A 20,291-nucleotide genomic window follows, 5' to 3' on the forward strand; every position below is an offset into this window, starting at 1 on the left:
GCCACGCTCGTCTTCGACTACCCGACACCGGTCGCGCTCGCCCGCCACCTGCGCGAGGAGCTGGGCGAGACGGTCGCGGGCGCGGCGGCCACGCCGGTGACCACCACCAAGGCGGACGCGGACGAGCCGATCGCCATCGTCGGCATGGCCTGCCGCCTGCCCGGCGGCGTCATGAGCCCGGACGACCTGTGGCGGATGGTCGCCGAAGGCCGCGACGGCATGTCGCCGTTCCCCGAAGACCGCGGCTGGGACCTGGAGGGCCTGTTCGACTCGGACCCGGAACGTCCGGGAACGGCCTACATCCGCCAGGGCGGCTTCCTGCACGAGGCCGCGTTGTTCGACCCGGGCTTCTTCGGGATCTCGCCGCGCGAAGCCCTGGCCATGGACCCGCAGCAGCGGCTGCTGCTCGAAGCGTCCTGGGAAGCCCTGGAGCGCGCGGGCATCGACCCGACCAAGGCCCGCGGGGACGCCGTCGGCGTCTTCTCCGGCGTCTCCATCCACGACTACCTCGAGTCCCTGAGCAACATGCCCGCCGAACTCGAAGGCTTCGTCACCACCGCCACCGCCGGCAGCGTCGCCTCGGGCCGCGTCTCCTACACCTTCGGGTTCGAGGGCCCGGCCGTCACGGTGGACACGGCGTGCTCGTCGTCGCTGGTCGCGATCCACCTGGCCGCGCAGGCGCTGCGGGCGGGGGAGTGCTCGATGGCACTGGCCGGCGGGGTCGCCGTGATGGGCTCGCCGATCGGCGTGATCGGCATGTCGCGGCAGCGGGGCATGGCCGAGGACGGCCGGGTCAAGGCCTTCGCCGACGGCGCGGACGGCACGGTCCTGTCCGAGGGTGTCGGGATCGTCGTCCTCGAACGGCTTTCGGTGGCCCGTGAGCGCGGGCACCAGGTGCTCGCCGTGCTGCGGGGCAGCGCGGTCAACCAGGACGGCGCTTCGAACGGCCTGACCGCCCCGAACGGGCCTTCGCAGCAGCGGGTGATCCGGGCGGCACTGGCGGGCGCCGGCCTGCGACCGTCCGATGTGGACGTCGTCGAGGCGCACGGCACCGGCACGGCGCTGGGTGACCCGATCGAGGCCCAGGCCCTGCTGGCCACCTACGGCAAGGACCGTGAGACGCCGTTGTGGCTCGGCTCGCTGAAGTCGAACGTCGGCCACACCCAGGCCGCCGCGGGCGTCGCCGCCGTCATCAAGATGGTGCAGGCGCTGCGGCACGACGCCCTGCCGCCGACCCTGCACGTCCAGGAGCCCACCAAGCAGGTGGACTGGTCCGCGGGCGCGGTCGAGCTGCTGACCGAGGGCCGCGAGTGGGCCCGCAACGGCCACCCGCGCCGGGCCGGCGTCTCGTCGTTCGGCATCAGCGGCACCAACGCGCACCTGATCCTCGAAGAGGCGCCCGCCGGCGAAACCCCCGAGGCCGACGTGCCCGACGGCGTGGTGCCCGTGGTGATTTCCGCGCGCAGCACCGGTTCCCTGGCGGGCCAGGCCGGACGGCTGGCGGCGTTCCTCGACGGGGACGTCTCGCTGGCCCGCGTGGCGGGTGCCCTGCTGTCGACCCGCGCGACGCTGACCGACCGGGCCGTCGTCGTGGCGGAATCCGCCGAGGAGGCTCGCGCGGGACTGACCGCGCTGGCCCGCGGCGAGAGCGCGCCCGGCCTGGTCAGTGGCACCGCGGGCATGCCGGGCAAGACCGTCTGGGTGTTCCCCGGCCAGGGGACCCAGTGGGCCGGCATGGGCCGGGAGCTCCTGGACACGTCCCCCGTGTTCGCCGAGCGGGTCGAAGAGTGCGCGGCCGCGCTGGAGCCGTGGATCGACTGGTCCCTGCCGGACGTCCTGCGCGGCGAGACCGGCCTGCTGGACCGGGTCGACGTGCTGCAGCCCGCGAGTTTCGCCGTCATGGTCGGGCTCGCGGCCGTGTGGGCGTCGGTGGGTGTCGTGCCGGACGCGGTCCTGGGCCACTCCCAGGGCGAGATCGCCGCGGCCTGCGTGTCCGGCGCACTGTCCCTCGAGGACGCGGCCAAGGTCGTCGCGTTGCGCAGCCAGGCGATCGCGGCGGAGCTGTCGGGTCGCGGTGGCATGGCGTCGGTGCAGTTGGGCCACGACGAGGTGGCTGCTCGGCTGGCGCCGTGGGAGGGCCGTGTCGAGATCGCGGCGGTGAATGGGCCGTCGTCGGTGGTGGTTGCGGGTGACGCTGAAGCGCTCGCCGAGGCTGTCGAAGCTCTCGGCGGTCGTCGGGTGGCGGTGGATTACGCGTCCCACACCCGGCACGTGGAAGACATCGAGGGCACGCTCGCCGAGACCTTGGCCGGGATCGACGCGCAGGCACCCGTGGTGCCGTTCTTTTCGACGGTGACCGGCGAGTGGGTGCAGGGCGGTGTCCTGGACGGCGGCTATTGGTACCGGAACTTGCGTAACCAGGTTGGGTTCGGCGCTGCGGTCGAGGCGTTGATCGAGCAGGGGCATGGCGTGTTCGTCGAGGTCAGTGCGCACCCGGTGCTGGTGCAGTCGATCAGTGAACTCGCCGACGCTGTTGGGACGCTGCGGCGGGACGACGGCGGGTTGCGGCGGCTGCTGACGTCGATGGCCGAGCTGTTCGTCCGCGGCGTCCCGGTCGACTGGACCACGATGGCGCCGCCCGCGCGCGTCGAGCTGCCGACGTACGCCTTCGACCACCAGCACTTCTGGCTCAGCCCGCCCGCCGCGGCCGACGCGCCCGCGCTCGGCCTGGCCGGGGCCGGCCACCCACTGCTGGGTGCCGTCCTGCCGCTGCCGCAGTCGGACGGCCTCGTGTTCACCTCGCGCCTGTCGGTCCGGACGCACCCGTGGCTGGCCGACGGCGTCCCGGCAGCCGCGCTCGTGGAGCTGGCCGTGCGGGCCGGTGACGAAGCCGGGTGCCCGGTCCTCGACGACCTGACCGTCGAGTCTCCGCTCGTCCTGCCCGAAAGCGGCGGCCTGCGCGTGCAGGTCGTGCTCGTCGAGCGCACGGTCGAGGTGTATTCCCAGCGCGAAGGCGACGAGGACTGGACCCGGAACGCCACCGGGCACCTGTCCGCCACGGCTCCGGCGCACGAGCCGTTCGACTTCACCGCCTGGCCCCCGGCCGGCGCGCAGGAGGCCGACGGTCTCTGGCGGCGTGGCAGTGGCGAGAACACCGAGATCTTCGCCGAGGTCGCCCTGCCGGAAGACGCCGGCGCGTTCGGCATCCACCCCCTGCTGCTGGACGCGGCCGTGCGTCCGGTCCTCGCGGAGGGCGAGGAGCCGGCGCAGTGGCACAGCCTGGTTCTGCACGCCGCGGGCGCCTCGGCCCTGCGGGTGCGGCTGGTGCCCGGCGTGTCCTTCGAAGCGGCCGACGAAACGGGTGGCCTGGTCGTCACCGCTGGTCCGGTGGTGGGCCGGGAACTCTCGGCCGGGCGGACCCGCGCCGGCTCGCTGTACCGGGTCGACTGGACCGAACTGCCCCTTGTGGACGGTGCGGTGCCGGACCGGGTGGTCGAAGCCTTCGGCGAGGAGCCACTGGACCTGACCGCCCGGGTGCTGGAAGCCGTGCAGGCGTTCCTCACCGAAGCGGCGGAAGACGCGCGGCTGCTCGTGGTGACCCGCGGTGCCGTCCCGGCCGGCGACGGCGTGGTGACCGACCCGGCCGGAGCGGCCGTGTGGGGCCTGGTCCGGGCCGCCCAGGCGGAGAACCCGGACCGCATCTTCCTGGTCGACACCGACGGCGAGATCCCGGCCCTGACCAGCGACGAGCCGCAGCTCGCGGTGCGCGGCGGGAAGTTCTTCGTGCCCCGGATCGCCCGCGCGGAGCAGAGCGGGGAGCCCGTGTTCCGCCCGGACGGGACGGTCCTGATCTCGGGTGCCGGCGCGCTCGGCGGCCTGGTGGCCCGGCGCCTGGTGGAGCGCCACGGGGTGCGGAGGCTGGTCCTGGCCTCCCGGCGCGGCCGGGACACCGAGGGCGTGGCCGATCTGGACGCGGACGTTTCGGTGGTGGCCTGTGACGTCTCCGACCGCGCTCAGGTGGCCGCACTGCTCGACAAGCACCAGCCGACCGCCATCGTGCACACCGCCGGTGTCCTCGACGCCGGTGTCATCGGGACGCTCGACCGCGAGCGGCTGGCCCGGGTCTTCGCGCCGAAGGTCGACGCCGTCCGGCACCTCGACGACCTGACCCGGGACCGGGACCTCGACGCCTTCGTCGTCTACTCCTCGGTTTCCGCCGTGTTCATGGGCGCGGGCAGCGGCAGCTACGCCGCGGCCAACGCCTTCCTGGACGGCCTGATGGCGAACCGCCGGGCGGCCGGCCTGCCGGGCCTGTCGCTGGCCTGGGGCCTGTGGGACCAGAGCACCGGCATGGCCGCCAACACCGACGAGGCCACCCGCGCCCGGATGAGCCGCCGCGGCGGCCTCCAGATCATGACGCAGGCCGAGGGCATGGACCTGTTCGACGCCGCCCTCGGCTCGAGCGAGTCGCTGCTGGTGCCCGCCAAGCTGGACCTCCGCGCGGGCGGGACCGTGCCGCACATGCTGCGCGGCCTGGTCCGCCCTGGCCGCAGGCAGGCCCGGACAGCGTCCACTGTGGACGGCAGGCTGGCCGGTCTCAGCCCGGCCGACCAGCTCACCCGGCTCCTCGACCTGGTCCGGGCGCAGGTGGCGGTCGTGCTCGGGTACGCCGACGCGAGTGCCGTCCGCGTGGACACCGCCTTCAAGGACGCCGGCTTCGACTCGCTGACCGCGGTCGAACTGCGCAACCGGCTGCGCGAGGCGACCGGGCTGAAGCTGCCCGCCACGCTGGTCTTCGACTACCCGAACCCCCAGGCCCTGGCCAAGTTCCTGCGCGAAGAACTCGGCGGCGCGGCCGAGCCGGCGGTGACCACGACGGCCGCGAAGGCCGACCTCGGCGAGCCGATCGCCATCGTCGGCATGGCCTGCCGCCTGCCGGGCGGGGTCACCGGCCCCGAGGACCTCTGGCGGCTGGTGGCCGAGGGCCGGGACGCCGTCTCGGAGTTCCCCGCCGACCGCGGCTGGGACACCGACGGCCTGTACGACCCGGACCCGGCGGTCCCGGGCAAGACCTACACCCGGCACGGCGGGTTCCTGCACGAAGCCGGCCTCTTCGACGCGGGCTTCTTCGGGATCTCGCCGCGCGAGGCCGTCGCGATGGACCCGCAGCAGCGGCTCCTGCTGGAGACGTCCTGGGAGGCCATGGAAGACGCCGGGGTCGACCCGCTTTCGCTCAAGGGCGACGACGTCGGCGTGTTCACCGGCATGTTCGGCCAGGGCTACGTCGCGCCGGGGGACAGCGTCGTCACCCCGGAGCTGGAGGGCTTCGCGGGCACCGGCGGTTCGTCGAGCGTGGCGTCCGGCCGCGTGTCGTACGTGTTCGGCTTCGAAGGCCCGGCGGTGACGATCGACTCGGCGTGCTCGTCGTCGCTGGTCGCGATGCACCTCGCCGCGCAGTCGCTGCGCCAGGGCGAATGCTCGATGGCCCTGGCGGGCGGCGCGACCGTGATGGCGAACCCCGGGGCGTTCGTGGAGTTCTCCCGCCAGCGCGGCCTCGCCGTGGACGGGCGCTGCAAGGCGTTCGCCGCCGCGGCCGACGGCACCGGCTGGGCCGAAGGCGTCGGCGTGGTCATCCTCGAACGGCTGTCGGTGGCCCGCGAACGCGGCCACCGGATCCTGGCCGTGCTGAGCGGCAGCGCGGTCAACCAGGACGGCGCTTCGAACGGCCTCACCGCCCCGAACGGGCCTTCGCAGCAGCGGGTGATCCGCCGGGCGCTGGTGAGCGCCGGGCTGGCACCGTCCGATGTGGACGTCGTCGAGGCGCACGGCACCGGCACCACCCTGGGTGACCCGATCGAGGCCCAGGCCCTGCTGGCGACCTACGGCAAGGACCGTGAGACGCCGTTGTGGCTGGGCTCGCTCAAGTCGAACATCGGCCACGCGCAGGCCGCGGCGGGGGTCGCGGGCGTGATCAAGATGGTCCAGGCCCTGCGCCACGAGGTTCTGCCGCCGACACTGCACGTCGACGAACCGACGCCCGAGGTCGACTGGTCCGCCGGTGCCGTCGAACTGCTGACGGAGGCTCGCGAGTGGCCGCGCACCGGCCGTCCGCGCCGGGCCGGGGTGTCCGCGTTCGGCGTCAGCGGCACGAACGCCCACCTGATCCTGGAAGAGGCGCCCGCCGAAGAGCCGGTGCCCACGCCCGAGGTGCCGGTGGTGCCGGTGGTGGTTTCCGCCCGCGGCACGGCTTCCCTGGCCGCTCAGGCGGGCCGGCTCGCCTCGCTGGTCGAGGGTGACGTCCCGCTGGCGGGCGTCGCCCGGGCGCTGGTGACCGACCGGGCCGCGCTGACCGAGCGCGCGGTCGTCGTCGCGGGTTCCCGCGAGGAAGCCGTGACGGGCCTGGCCGCGCTGGCCCGCGGCGAAGACACGGCCGCGGTGGTCACCGGCCGGGCGGGTTCGCCGGGCAAGCTCGTCTGGGTCTTCCCGGGCCAGGGCTCCCAGTGGGCGGGCATGGGCCGTGAGCTCCTCGACGAGTCTCCGGTGTTCGCCGCGCGGGTCGCCGAATGCGCGGCCGCGCTGGAACCGTGGGTCGACTGGTCGCTGCTGGACGTCCTGCGCGGCGAAGGTGACTTGGACCGCGTCGACGTGGTGCAGCCCGCGAGCTTCGCGGTGATGGTCGGCCTGGCCGCGGTGTGGCAGTCCGCGGGGGTGCGGCCGGACGCCGTCGTCGGCCACTCCCAGGGCGAGATCGCCGCCGCCTGCGTGTCGGGAGCGTTGTCGCTGCCGGACGCGGCCAAGGTCGTCGCGTTGCGCAGCCAGGCGATCGCCACCCGGCTGGCCGGCCACGGCGGCATGGCCTCGGTCGCGTTGAGCGAAGAAGACGCGACCGCGTGGCTGGCGCCGTGGGCCGACCGGGTCCAGGTGGCCGCGGTCAACAGCCCGACCTCGGTGGTGATCGCCGGGGAAGCCCGGGCCCTCGACGAGGTCGTCGAAGCCTTGACCGGTCAGGACGTCCGCGTCCGGCGGGTCGCCGTCGACTACGGGTCCCACACCAACCAGGTCGAAGCCATCGAGGACCTCCTCGCCGAAACCCTGGCCGGGATCGAGGCGCAGGCTCCGGCGGTCCCGTTCTTCTCCACGCTCACCGGCGACTGGATCACCGAAGCCGGGGTCGTCGACGGTGGCTACTGGTACCGGAACCTGCGCAACCGGGTCGGCTTCGGCCCGGCGGTGGCGGAGCTGGTGCGCCGGGGCCACGGCGTGTTCGTCGAGGTCAGCGCGCACCCGGTGCTGGTCCAGCCGCTCAGCGAGATCAGCGACGACGCCGTGGTGACCGGATCGCTGCGGCGCGACGACGGTGGCCTGCGCCGCCTGCTGACGTCGATGGCCGAGCTGTACGTGCGGGGCGTCGCGCTCGACTGGACCGCGGTCCTGCCGCAGGCGGGCCGGGTCGACCTGCCGAAGTACGCCTTCGACCACCGGCACTACTGGCTCCGGCCCGCCGAATCCGCCACCGACGCGGCTTCGCTGGGCCAGGCGGCCGCCGACCACCCGCTGCTGGGCGCGGTCGTCGAGCTGCCGCAGTCCGACGGCCTGGTCTTCACCTCGCGGCTGTCGGTGCGGACGCACCCGTGGCTGGCCGGCCACGTGGTCGGCGGCGTGGTGATCCTCCCCGGTTCCGGGCTGGCCGAGCTGGCCGTGCGGGCCGGCGACGAAGCCGGCTGCACCGCGCTCGACGAGCTGATCATCGAGGCGCCGCTGGTCGTGCCCGCCCAGGGCGCGGTCCGCGTCCAGGTCACGCTGAGCGGCCCGGACGAGACCGGCTCACGCACGGTGGACGTCTACTCGCGGCGCGACGGCGGCTCGTGGACGCGGCACGCCACCGGCGTGCTGTCGACGGCTCCCGGCCAGGGCACGGCGTTCGACTTCCGGGCCTGGCCGCCCGCGGACGCCGAGCGCGTCGACGTCGAGACCTTCTACGCAGACCTGGCCGAGCGTGGGTACGGGTACGGGCCGGCGTTCCAGGGCCTGCGGGCGGCGTGGCGGCGCGGTGACGAGGTGTTCGCCGAGGTCGCCCTCCCCGAGGACCTGCGCAAGGACGCGGGCCGGTTCGGCGTCCACCCGGCACTGCTCGACGCGGCTTTGCAGGCCGCGACGGTCGGCGCTGAGCCCGGCGAGCCGGTGCTGGCGTTCGCGTGGAACGGCCTGGTCCTGCACGCGGCCGGTGCGTCGGCGCTGCGGGTCCGGCTCGCGCCGAGTGGCTCGGACGCGCTGTCGGTCGAGGCCGCCGACGAAACCGGCGGCCTGGTCCTGACCATGGACTCGCTGGTGTCCCGGCCGGTCTCGGCCGAGCAGCTGGGCGCCGCGGGCCACGACGCGATGTTCCGCGTCGACTGGACCGAACTCCCCATGGGCCGGGTGACGGCCACCGCGGAGGACGCCGAGGTGCTGGAGGTGGTCGCGGGCGACTCGCCGCTGGCGGCGACCACGCGGGTCCTGGAGAAGCTCCAGGCGTGGCTGGCCGAACCCGAAGCGGAACGCCTGGTCGTCGTCACGCGCGGGGCCGTGCCCGCCGGCGGCGACGGCACGCTGACCGACCCGGCCGCGGCCGCGGTGTGGGGCCTGGTCCGGTCCGCGCAGGCGGAGCACCCGGACCGGATCGTCCTGCTCGACACTGACGGCGAGATCCCGCTGGGCGCCGTACTGGCCTCCGGTGAGCCGCAGCTCGCGGTCCGGGGCACGACGCTTCTCGTGCCCCGCCTGGCCCGCGCCACCCGGATCGCGGACGCGCCCGCCGCGTTCGACCCGGACGGGACCGTCCTGATCTCGGGTGCGGGATCGCTGGGCGCCCTCGTCGCCCGGCACCTGGTCGGCAGGCACGGCGTGCGGAAACTCGTGCTGGCCAGCAGGCAGGGCGCGGACGCCGAGGGTGCGAAGGACCTGGTCGCCGACCTGGCCGACGCAGATGTGTCCTTTGTGGCCTGTGACGTCTCGGACCGGGACCAGGTGGCCGCGCTGGTCGCGGACCTGCCGGACCTGACCGGGGTGGTGCACACGGCCGGTGTCTTCGAAGACGGCGTGATCGAGGCGCTGACCCCTGACCAGCTCGCGAACGTCTACGCGGCCAAAGTCACCGCCGCGCATCACCTCGACGAGCTGACCCGCGACCGGGACCTCGGCGCGTTCGTCGTGTTCTCGTCCGTCGCGGGTGTGCTGGGCGGCGGCGGCCAGGGCCCGTACGCGGCGGCGAACGCCTTCCTCGACGCGGCCATGGCGAGCCGCCGGGCCGCGGGCCTGCCCGGCCTGTCACTGGCCTGGGGTCTCTGGGAACGCAGCAGCGGCATGGCGGCGCACCTCAGCGACGTCGACCACGCGCGGGCGAGCCGCAACGGCGTCCTGGAACTGACCCGCGAAGAGGGCCTGGCGCTGTTCGACCTCGCGCTGCGGACGGACGAGTCGCTGCTCGTGCCGATCAAGCTCGACCTCGCGGCGATGCGGGCGGGCACGGTCCCGGTCCTGTTCCGCGGCCTGGTGCGGCCGGCCAGGAGCCAGGTCCGCTCGGTGTCCACTGTGGACGACGGACTGGCCGGGCTCGCCCCGGCCGAGCGGGAGGCGCGGCTCGTCGACCTGGTGCGCGGGCAGGTCGCGGTCGTGCTCGGCTACGACGGGCCGGACGCGGTGCGCGCGGACACGGCGTTCAAGGACACCGGGTTCGACTCGCTGACGTCGGTGGAACTGCGCAACCGGCTGCGCCAGGCGACCGGGCTGAAGCTGCCCGCCACGCTGGTCTTCGACTACCCGAACCCCTTGGCGGTGGCGCGGTTCCTGAGCGCGCGGCTGGTCCCGGAGACCAACGGGCACAACGGGACCAACGGCGACCGGCTGCGGCACGCGCTGGCGTCCGCCGCGACCGAGGAGCCGTCGATCGCCGAACTGGGTGTCGACGACCTCGTGCAACTGGCTTTCGGCGACGAGTGATGGGGAGCAAGTGGTGAGTGCGTCGTATGAAAAGGTCGTCGAGGCGCTGCGGAAGTCCCTCGAAGAGGTCGGCACGCTGAAGAAGCGGGTCGACGCCGCCCGCGAGCCGATCGCGATCGTCGGCATGGCCTGCCGGCTGCCCGGCGGCGTCACCGGACCCGGCGACCTGTGGCGGTTGGTCGCCGAGGGCGGCGACGCCGTCTCGGAGTTCCCGGCCGACCGCGGTTGGGACCTGGAGAACCTGTTCGACCCGGACCCCGACCACGCGGGCACGTCGTACACCGACCGCGGTGGCTTCCTCCACGACGCGGCCCTGTTCGACCCGGGCTTCTTCGGGATCTCGCCGCGCGAGGCACTGGCCATGGACCCGCAGCAGCGGCTGCTCCTGGAGGCGTCCTGGGAAGCACTGGAAGGCGTCGGCCTCGACCCGACGTCGCTGCAGGGCACCGACGTCGGCGTGTTCACCGGCGCCGGCGGCTCGGGCTACGGCGGTGGCCTGGCCGGGCCGGAGATGCAGAGCTTCGCGGGCACCGGGCTGGCGTCGAGCGTGGCGTCGGGCCGGGTGTCCTACGTCTTCGGGTTCGAAGGCCCGGCGGTCACGATCGACACGGCGTGCTCGTCGTCGCTGGTCGCGATGCACCTCGCCGCGCAGGCGCTGCGGCGGGGCGACTGCTCGATGGCCCTCGCGAGCGGCGCGATGGTGATGTCGGGCCCCGACTCCTTCGTCGTCTTCTCGCGGCAGCGGGGCCTGGCCGCCGACGGCCGGTGCAGGGCCTTCGCCTCGGGTGCCGACGGCATGGTGCTCGCCGAGGGCATCAGCGTCGTCGTGCTGGAACGGCTGTCGGTCGCCCGGCAGCGCGGGCACCACGTCCTCGCCGTCCTGCGCGGCAGCGCGGTGAACCAGGACGGCGCGTCCAACGGCCTCACCGCCCCGAACGGCCCTTCGCAGCAGCGCGTCATCCGCGCCGCGCTGGCCGACGCCGGACTCGGACCGTCCGATGTGGACCTTGTCGAGGCGCACGGGACCGGCACGAGCCTCGGCGATCCGATCGAGGCGCAGGCGCTGCTGGCCACCTACGGTCAGGAGCGCGAGACGCCGTTGTGGCTCGGCTCGCTGAAGTCGAACATCGGCCACACCCAGGCCGCCGCGGGCGTGGCCAGCGTGATCAAGGTCGTCCAGGCGCTGCGGCACGGCGTCATGCCGCCGACCCTGCACGTCGACGAGCCCACCGCGCAGGTCGACTGGTCCGAGGGTGCGGTCTCGTTGCTGACGGAAGCCCGGGACTGGCCGCGCGGCTCGCGGCCGCGCCGGGCCGGGGTGTCGTCGTTCGGCGTCAGCGGCACGAACGTGCACCTGATCATCGAAGAAGCGCCCGAGGAGCCCGCGGTCGCGGTGCCGTCGTCCCCGGACGTCGTCCCGCTGGTGGTGTCCGCGCGCAGCACCGGTTCCCTGGCCGGGCAGGCCGAACGGCTGACCGGGGTGGACGTGCCACTGGGGCAGCTCGCCGGGGCGCTCGTGTCCGGGCGCGCGGTGCTGGAGGAACGCGCGGTCGTCGTGGCCGGTTCGGAGGCGGAAGCCCGCGCGGGCCTCGGTGCCCTGGCCCGCGGTGCGGCCGCGCCTGGTGTCGTGACCGGGACGGCGGGCAAGCCGGGCAAGGTCGTCTGGGTGTTCCCGGGCCAGGGGACGCAGTGGGCCGGCATGGGCCGGGAGCTCCTCGACGCGTCGCCGGTGTTCGCCGAGCGGATCAAGGAGTGCGCGGCCGCCCTGGACCAGTGGACCGACTGGTCGCTGCTCGACGTCCTGAGCGGTGACGGCGACCTGGACCGCGTCGACGTGCTCCAGCCCGCGTGTTTCGCGGTGATGGTGGGGCTGGCCGCGGTGTGGGAGTCCGTGGGGGTACGGCCGGACGCGGTGCTCGGGCACTCCCAAGGTGAGATCGCGGCCGCCTGCGTCTCGGGGGCGTTGTCGCTGGACGACGCGGCGAAGGTGGTGGCCCTGCGCAGCCGGGCGATCGCCGCGCAGCTGTCCGGCCGCGGTGGCATGGCGTCGGTGCAGTTGGGCCACGACGAGGTGGCTGCCCGGCTGGCGCCGTGGGAGGGCCGTGTCGAGATCGCGGCAGTCAACGGTCCCGCCTCGGTCGTGATCGCGGGTGACGCCGAAGCGCTCACCGAGGCCGTCGAAGCTCTCGGTGGTCGGCGGGTCGCCGTGGACTACGCGTCCCACACCCGGCACGTCGAGGACATCCGCGACACGCTCGCCGAGACCTTGGCCGGGATCGAGGCGCAGGCGCCCGTGGTGCCGTTCTTTTCGACGGTGACCGGTGAATGGGTGCAGGGCGGTGTCCTGGACGGCGGTTACTGGTACCGGAACTTGCGTAACCAGGTTGGGTTCGGCGCTGCGGTCGAGGCGTTGATCGAGCAGGGGCATGGCGTGTTCGTCGAGGTCAGTGCGCACCCGGTGCTGGTGCAGTCGATCAGTGAACTCGCCGATGCCGTTGGGACGCTGCGGCGGGACGACGGCGGGTTGCGGCGGCTGCTGACGTCGATGGCGGAGCTGTTCGTCCGCGGCGTCGACGTGGACTGGACGACGCTGGTGCCGCCCGCGCGCGTCGACCTGCCGACGTACGCCTTCGACCACCAGCACTTCTGGCTCCGGCCGGCCGAGCAGGCGGACGCCGTCTCGCTCGGCCAGGCACCGGCCGGGCACCCGCTGCTCGGCGCGGTCGTGCCGCTGCCGCAGTCGGACGGCCTGGTGTTCACCTCGCGCCTGTCGCTGCGGACACACCCCTGGCTGGCCGACCACACCATCGGCGGCGTGGTGCTCTTCCCCGGCACCGGCCTGGTCGAACTGGCCGTGCGGGCCGGCGACGAAGCCGGCTGCCCGGTGCTGGACGAACTCGTCACCGAAGCGCCGCTCGTCGTGCCCGCCCCGGGCGTCAGCGTCCAGGTCACGGTGAGCGGCCCGGACCAGAACGGCTCCCGCACGGTCGACATCCACTCCCGGCGCGACGACGTGTGGACGCGGCACGCGACCGGCACGGTCTCGGCGACGCCGGGCCCGACCGGCGGCTTCGACTTCACCGCGTGGCCGCCCCCGGGCGGGCAGCGCGTCGAGATCGGCGGCTTCTACGAGGACCTCGCCGAACGCGGATATGCGTACGGGCCGCTGTTCCAGGGCGTGCGGGCGGTGTGGCAACGCGACGGCGAGGTCTTCGCCGAGGTCGCCCTGCCCGACGACCGCCGGGAGGACGCCGCCCGGTTCGGCCTCCACCCCGCGTTGCTCGACGCGGCTTTGCAGACCGGGACGATCGCCGCGGCCGCGTCGGGGCAGCCCGGGAAATCCGTGATGCCGTTCTCGTGGAACCGGCTGGCGCTGCACGCCGTGGGCGCCGCGGGGCTGCGGGTCCGGGTCGCGCCCGGCGGGCCGGACGCGCTGACCGTCGAGGCCGCCGACGAGACCGGCGCCCCGGTGCTCACCATGGACTCGCTGATCCTGCGCGAGGTCGCTCTCGACCAGCTCGACACCGCGCGCACCGGCTCGCTGTACCGGGTGGACTGGCCCGAACTGACCATTGTGGACAGTGTGGCGCCTGCCGGGCAGGCCGAGGTGCTGGAAGCGGTCGGCGGGGAGCCCCTGGTCCTGACCACCCGGGTGCTGGAAGCCGTGCAGGCGTTCCTCGCCGAGGCGGCGGAAGACGCCCGGCTGGTCGTGGTGACCCGCGGTGCCGTCCGCGAGGTGACCGACCCGGCCGGGGCCGCGGTGTGGGGCCTGGTCCGGGCCGCCCAGTCGGAGAACCCCGACCGGATCGTGCTGCTCGACACCGACGGCGACGTGCCGCTGGAAGCCGCGCTGGCGACCGGCGAGCCGCAGCTCGCGTGGCGCGGGACCACGTTCTCGGTGCCCCGGCTCGCCCGCGTCACCGAACCGGCCGAGACACCGCTGACGTTCCGGCCGGACGGGACGGTCCTCGTCTCCGGCGGCGGGACGCTGGGTGCGCTGGCCGCCCGCGCGCTGGTCACCCGGCACGACGTCCGGCGCCTGGTCCTGGCCAGCCGGCGCGGGCCGGACGCCGAGGGCGTCGAAGACCTCGTCACCGAGCTGACCGGGCACGGCGCGTCCGTGTCCGTGGTGGCCTGCGACGTCGCCGACCGCGACCAGGTGGCCGCGCTGCTCGCGGACCACCCGGTGACGGCGGTGGTGCACACGGCGGGCGTGTTCGACGCCGGTGTCACCGGCGCACTGACCCGGGACCGGCTGGCCAAGGTGTTCGCCCCCAAGGTCGACGCGGTCCGCCACCTCGACGAGCTGACCGGAGACCTCGACGCGTTCATCGTCTACTCGTCCGCCTCCTCGATCTTCATGGGCGCGGGCAGCGGCGGGTACGCGGCAGCGAACGCCTTCCTCGACGGCCTGATGGCCGCCCGCCGCGCGGCCGGCCGCCCCGGGCTTTCGCTGGCCTGGGGCCCGTGGGAGCAGCTCACCGGCATGGCCGGCACCATCGACGACCTGACCCTGGCCCGGATGAGCCGTCGTGAAGGCCGCGGCGGCGTGCGGGCGCTCGGGTCCGCCGAGGGCATGGAGCTGTTCGACGCGGCCCTCGCGGCCGGGGAAGCCCTGCTGGTGCCGATCGAGCTCGACCTCCGCGAAGTGCGGGCCGACGCGGCCGCCGGCGGCACCGTGCCGCACCTGCTGCGCGGGCTCGTCCGGGCGGGCAGGCAGGCGGCACGCACGGCACCGGGCGAGGACGGCGGCCTGGCCCGCAAGCTCGCCGGGCTCACCGTGGCCGACCAGGAAAAGCTGCTGCTCGACCTCGTCCGCGGCCAGGTCGCCATCGTGCTCGGGCACGCCGGCAGCTCCGGCGTCCGCGCGGACGCGGCGTTCAAGGACGCCGGCTTCGACTCGCTGACGTCTGTGGAGCTGCGCAACCGGCTGCGCGAGGCCACCGGCCTGAAACTGCCCGCGACGCTGGTCTTCGACCACCCGAACCCCCTGGCGCTGGCCCGGCACCTGCGCACCGAACTGGCCGTCGAGGAGGCGTCCCCGGCCGACGCGGTGCTGGCCGGCCTCGCCGGGCTGGAGACGGCCATCGCGGCCGCCTCGGACGGCGACCGGATCGCCGCCCGGCTGCGGGAACTGCTCAAGGCGGCGGAAGCCCGGCCGAGCACCTCCGACGATCTCGACACGGCCAGCGACGAGGAGCTCTTCGCCCTCGTCGACGGGCTCGACTGAAACCGCACACGTGAGACTGGGAGTTGAGATCAGTGGCTGACGAGGGACAGCTCCGCGACTACCTCAAGCGGGCCATCGCCGACGCCCGCGACGCCCGCACGCGGCTGCGCGAGGTCGAGGACCAGGCGCGGGAGCCGATCGCCATCGTCGCCATGGCGTGCCGGTACCCGGGCGGCGTCGCCTCGCCCGAGGACCTGTGGCGGCTGGTGGCCGACGGCGTCGACGCCGTCACCGCGTTCCCCGGCGACCGCGGCTGGGACGTCGACGGGCTCGTCGACCCCGACCCCGACCGCCCGGGCACGACGTACACCGACCAGGGCGGCTTCCTCCACGACGCGGGGCTCTTCGACGCCGGGTTCTTCGGGATCTCGCCGCGGGAAGCCGTCGCGATGGACCCGCAGCAGCGGCTGCTGCTGGAAACGTCGTGGGAGGCCATCGAGCGCACCGGCACCGACCCGCGTTCGCTGAAGGGCAGCGACGTCGGCGTGTTCACCGGCGTCGCGAGCATGGGCTACGGCGCCGGCGGCGGCACGGTCGCCCCGGAACTCGAGGGGTTCGTCGGCACCGGGGCGGCGCCGTGCATCGCGTCCGGCCGGGTGTCGTACGTCCTCGGCTTCGAGGGCCCGGCGGTCACCGTCGACACCGGGTGCTCGTCGTCGCTGGTCGCCATGCACCTCGCCGCGCAGGCCCTGCGCCGCGGCGACTGCTCGATGGCGCTGGCCGGCGGCGCGATGGTGATGGCCCAGCCCGGTTCCTTCGTGTCCTTCTCCCGGCAGCGCGGGCTCGCCAGGGACGGGCGCTGCAAGGCCTTCGCGGACAGCGCCGACGGCATGGGGCTGGCCGAGGGCGTCGGCGTCATCGCGCTGGAACGGCTGTCGGTCGCCCGCGAGCGCGGGCATCGCGTGCTGGCGGTGCTGCGCGGCATCGCGGTCAACTCCGACGGCGCCTCGAACGGCCTGACCGCGCCCAACGGCCCGTCCCAGCAGCGGGTGATCCGCGCCGCCCTCGCCGAAGCCGGGCTTTCACCGTCCGATGTAGACGCCGTCGAAGGCCACGGCACGGGCACGACCCTGGGTGACCCGATCGAGGCGCAGGCCCTGCTGGCCACCTACGGCAAGGACCGCGAGACACCGTTGTGGCTCGGTTCGATCAAGTCGAACCTCGGGCACACCCAGGCCGCGGCGGGCGTGGCCAGCGTGATCAAGATGGTCGAGGCGCTGCGGCACGGCGTGCTGCCCCCGACCCTGCACGTCGACCAGCCGTCCACCGAGGTCGACTGGTCGGCCGGCGCGGTTTCGCTGCTGACGGAGGCGCGGGAGTGGCCGCGCGACGGCCGTCCGCGCCGGGCCGGGGTCTCGTCGTTCGGGATCAGCGGGACCAACGCGCACCTCATCCTGGAAGAAGCGCCCGAGGAGGAGACCGCTCCGGCCGAAGCCGTCGCCGGTGTCGTGCCGATCGTGGTGTCGGCCCGCGGGGCACTGGCCGGTCAGGCCGGGCGGCTGGCCGCGTTCCTCCGCGAATCCGACGCGCCCCTGCCCGCCGTCGCCGGGTCGCTGGTCGCCGGCCGCTCCCGGTTCGACGACCGGGCCGTCGTGGTGGCGGGCAGCCGGGACGAGGCCGTGACGAGCCTGGAAGCGTTGGCTCGCGGGGAAAACACGGCCGCGGTCACCGGTCGGGTGGGTGCGCCGGGCAAGGTCGTGTGGGTGTTCCCGGGCCAGGGCTCGCAGTGGGTCGGCATGGGCCGGGAGCTCCTCGACGCGTCGCCGGTGTTCGCCGAGCGGATCAAGGAGTGCGCGGCCGCCCTCGAACCGTGGATCGACTGGTCGCTGCTCGACGTCCTCCGTGGTGAGGGCGACCTCGAGCGGGTCGATGTCCTGCAGCCCGCGTGCTTTGCGGTGATGGTCGGCCTGGCCGCGGTGTGGTCCTCGGCCGGGGTGGTTCCCGATGCCGTGCTCGGCCATTCGCAGGGCGAGATCGCCGCCGCGTGCGTGTCGGGTGCGTTGTCGCTCGAGGACGCGGCGAAGGTGGTCGCGTTGCGCAGCCAGTCCATCGCGGCGAAGCTGGCCGGCCGCGGTGGGATGGCGTCGGTCGCGCTGAGCGAGGAAGACGCCGTCGCCCGCTTGGCGCCGTGGGCCGACCGGGTCGAGGTGGCCGCGGTCAACGGCCCGTCGTCGGTGGTGATCGCGGGTGATGCCGAAGCTCTCACTGAGGCTGTCGAGGTCCTCGGCGGACGGCGGGTGGCGGTGGACTACGCGTCCCACACCCGGCACGTCGAGGACCTCGAGGGCACTCTCGCCGAGACTCTGGCTGGGATCGAGGCGCAGGCGCCGGTGGTGCCGTTCTTCTCGACGGTCACCGGCGAATGGGTGCGGGACGGTGTCCTGGATGGCGGTTATTGGTACCGGAACCTGCGCAACCAGGTCCGCTTCGGCTCGGCGGTGCAGACACTGATCGAGCAAGGGCACGGCGTGTTCGTCGAGGTCAGCGCTCACCCGGTGCTGGTGCAGCCGATCAGTGAACTCGCTGACGCCGTCGGGACATTGCGGCGGGACGACGGCGGCCTCCGGCGGCTGCTGACTTCGATGGCGGAGCTGTTCGTCCGCGGCGTCGACGTCGACTGGACGACCTTCGTGCCGCCCGCCCGCGTCGACCTGCCGACGTACGCCTTCGACCACCGGCACTACTGGCTGCGGTACGTCGAGACGGCGGCCGACGCGGCGGGTCCGGTGGTGCGGCTGCCGCAGACCGGCGGCCTGGTCTTCACCTCCCGGTGGTCGCTGAAGACGCAGCCGTGGCTGGCCGAGCACGCCCTGGACGAAATCATCGTCGTGCCCGGCGCGGCACTGGCCGAGCTGGCCATCCGGGCGGGCGACGAGGCCGGGACCCCGGTGCTGGACGAACTCGTCGTCGAGGCGCTGCCGATCGTGCCCGAGCGCGGCGCGATCCGGGTGCAGGTCATGGTGGGCGGGCCGGACGAAAACGGTCTACGCCCCCTGGAGGTGTACTCCCAGCCCGACGACGCCGGCGACGAGTGGACCCGGCACGCCACCGGCACGCTCTCGGCGACGCCGCCGCCGGGCACGCGGCAGAACGGCGACGAGATCTTCGCGGAAGTCTCCCTGCCCGACGACGTGGACGCCGGCGCGTTCGGCATCCACCCCGCGCTCCTGCACACGGCCCTGGTCGGCGAAGACCTGTCGCAGCCCATGGAATGGCGAGGCGTGACACTGCACGCCGAGGGAGCGTCGGCCCTGCGGGTCCGGCGCGGGCCCGGCGGTTCCCTGGAAGCGACCGACGGCGCCGGCAACCTGGTCGTCACGGCGGAGGAAGTGGTGCTGCGCCCGGTGTCCGTCGGGCAGCCGGGCACCACCCGGGACTCGCTGTTCCAGGTGAACTGGATCGAACTCCCCGGGAGTCAGCAGGCCGACGGTGTCGCCGACGTGCTGGAGGTCCCCGGCGGCGACGCCCCGCTGACCGCCACCTCGCGGGTCCTGGAAAAGCTCCAGACGTGGCTGGCCGAGCCCGAAGCGGAACGCCTGGTCGTGGTGACGCGCGGTGCGGTGCCCGCCGGTGACACGCCGGTCACCGACCCGGCCGCGGCCGCGGTCTGGGGTCTCGTCCGGTCCGCGCAGGCGGAGAACCCGGAGCGGATCGTCCTGCTGGACACCGATGGCGAAGTGCCGCTGGGTGCGGTGCTGGCCACCGGTGAGCCGCAGGTCGCCGTGCGCGGCGCCGCCCTCCACGTACCGCGCCTCGCCCGCGCTGAGGCCACCGCCGGGGATGGTCTCCGAGGGACGGTCCTCGTCTCCGGCGCGGGGGTGCTCGGGGAGATCGTCGCCCGGCACCTGGTCACCCACCACGGCGTGCGGAACCTGGTCCTGGCCAGCCGCCGCGGCCTCGACGCCGACGGCGCGAAGGACCTGGTCACCGACCTCACCGGCGAGGGCGCGGACGTGTCCGTCGTCGCCTGCGACCTCGCCGACCGCGACCAGGTGGCCGCCCTGCTGGCCGAACACCGCCCGGCGAGCGTCATCCACACCGCGGGCGTCCTCGACGACGGCGTCATCGGGACACTGACACGAGAGCGGCTCGCCAAGGTCTTCGCGCCCAAGGTCGATGCCGTCCGCCACCTCGACGAGCTGACCCGCGACCGGGACCTCGACGCGTTCGTCGTGTTCTCCTCCGGCTCCGGCGTCTTCGGCTCGCCCGGGCAGGGCAACTACGCGGCCGCGAACGCGTTCCTGGACGCGGCGATGGCGGAGCGCCGGGCGGCGGGCCTGCCCGGCCTGTCGCTGGCCTGGGGCCTGTGGGAGCAGGCCACCGGCCTGACCGCGCACCTCGGCGGCACCGACCAGGCCCGGATGAGCCGCGGCGGCGTCCGCCCGATCACGGCCGACGAGGGCATGACCCTGCTCGACGCCTCGCTGGGCGCGCAGCCCGCGGTGCTGGTGCCGGTCAAGCTCGACCTGCGGGAAGTGCGGGCCGGTGGCGCCGTGCCGCACCTGCTGCGCGGCCTGGTCCGCCCCGGCCGCCGTCACGCCCAGGGTGCGTCCACAGTGGACGACTCGCTGCAGCAGCGGCTGGCCGGGCTGGCCGCACCCGAGCAGGAGGCACTGCTCGTCGACCTCGTGCGCAGCCAGGTCGCCGCCGTGCTCGGGCACGCCGGGCCGGACGCCGTCCGCGCCGACACCGCGTTCAAGGACGCCGGGTTCGACTCGCTCACCTCGGTCGACCTGCGCAACCGGCTGCGGGAGAGCACCGGGCTGAAACTGCCCGCCACGCTCGCCTTCGACTACCCGACCCCGCTGGCCCTCGCCCGGCACCTGCGCGACGAGCTCGGCGCCGGCGACGACGCGCTCTCGGTCGTGCACGCCCGGCTCGAAGACGTCGAGGCGCTGCTCGGCGGGCTGGTCCTCGACGAATCCACGAAGACCGGGCTCACCCTCCGGCTGCAGGGCCTGGTGGCCCGGTGCAACGGGGTGAGCGGGGAACCGGACGGCGCAACGCTGGCGGACCGGCTCGAAGCCGCGTCCGCCGACGAAGTCCTCGACTTCATCGACGAGGAGCTGGGTCTCACCTGACC

Annotated in this window: 3 protein-coding genes; all 3 read left to right on the forward strand. The window is 74.2% G+C overall.

The window, feature by feature from the left end; genetic code table 11:
- Nucleotides 1-48 precede the first annotated feature (48 nt).
- The 3 genes from BLW76_RS01325 to BLW76_RS01335 are packed head-to-tail and all read left to right on the forward strand — an operon-like array spanning nt 49 to nt 20,289.
- On the forward strand, nt 49-9,978 hold the full coding sequence (locus BLW76_RS01325) for an SDR family NAD(P)-dependent oxidoreductase (RefSeq protein ID WP_482746685.1): 9,930 nt from the start codon (nt 49-51) through the stop codon (nt 9,976-9,978).
- A gap of 10 nt (nt 9,979-9,988) precedes the next feature.
- On the forward strand, nt 9,989-15,208 hold the full coding sequence (locus tag BLW76_RS01330; protein WP_091304005.1) for a type I polyketide synthase: 5,220 nt from the start codon (nt 9,989-9,991) through the stop codon (nt 15,206-15,208).
- Between the two features lie 32 nt (nt 15,209-15,240).
- Nucleotides 15,241-20,289: a type I polyketide synthase gene (locus BLW76_RS01335; RefSeq protein ID WP_091304006.1), complete on the forward strand. Its 5,049-nt coding sequence runs from the start codon at nt 15,241-15,243 to the stop codon at nt 20,287-20,289.
- Nucleotides 20,290-20,291 lie beyond the last annotated feature (2 nt).

Origin of the sequence: Amycolatopsis tolypomycina (assembly GCF_900105945.1) — a bacterium.
In the GTDB taxonomy this organism is placed as follows: Bacteria; Actinomycetota; Actinomycetes; order Mycobacteriales; family Pseudonocardiaceae; genus Amycolatopsis; species Amycolatopsis tolypomycina.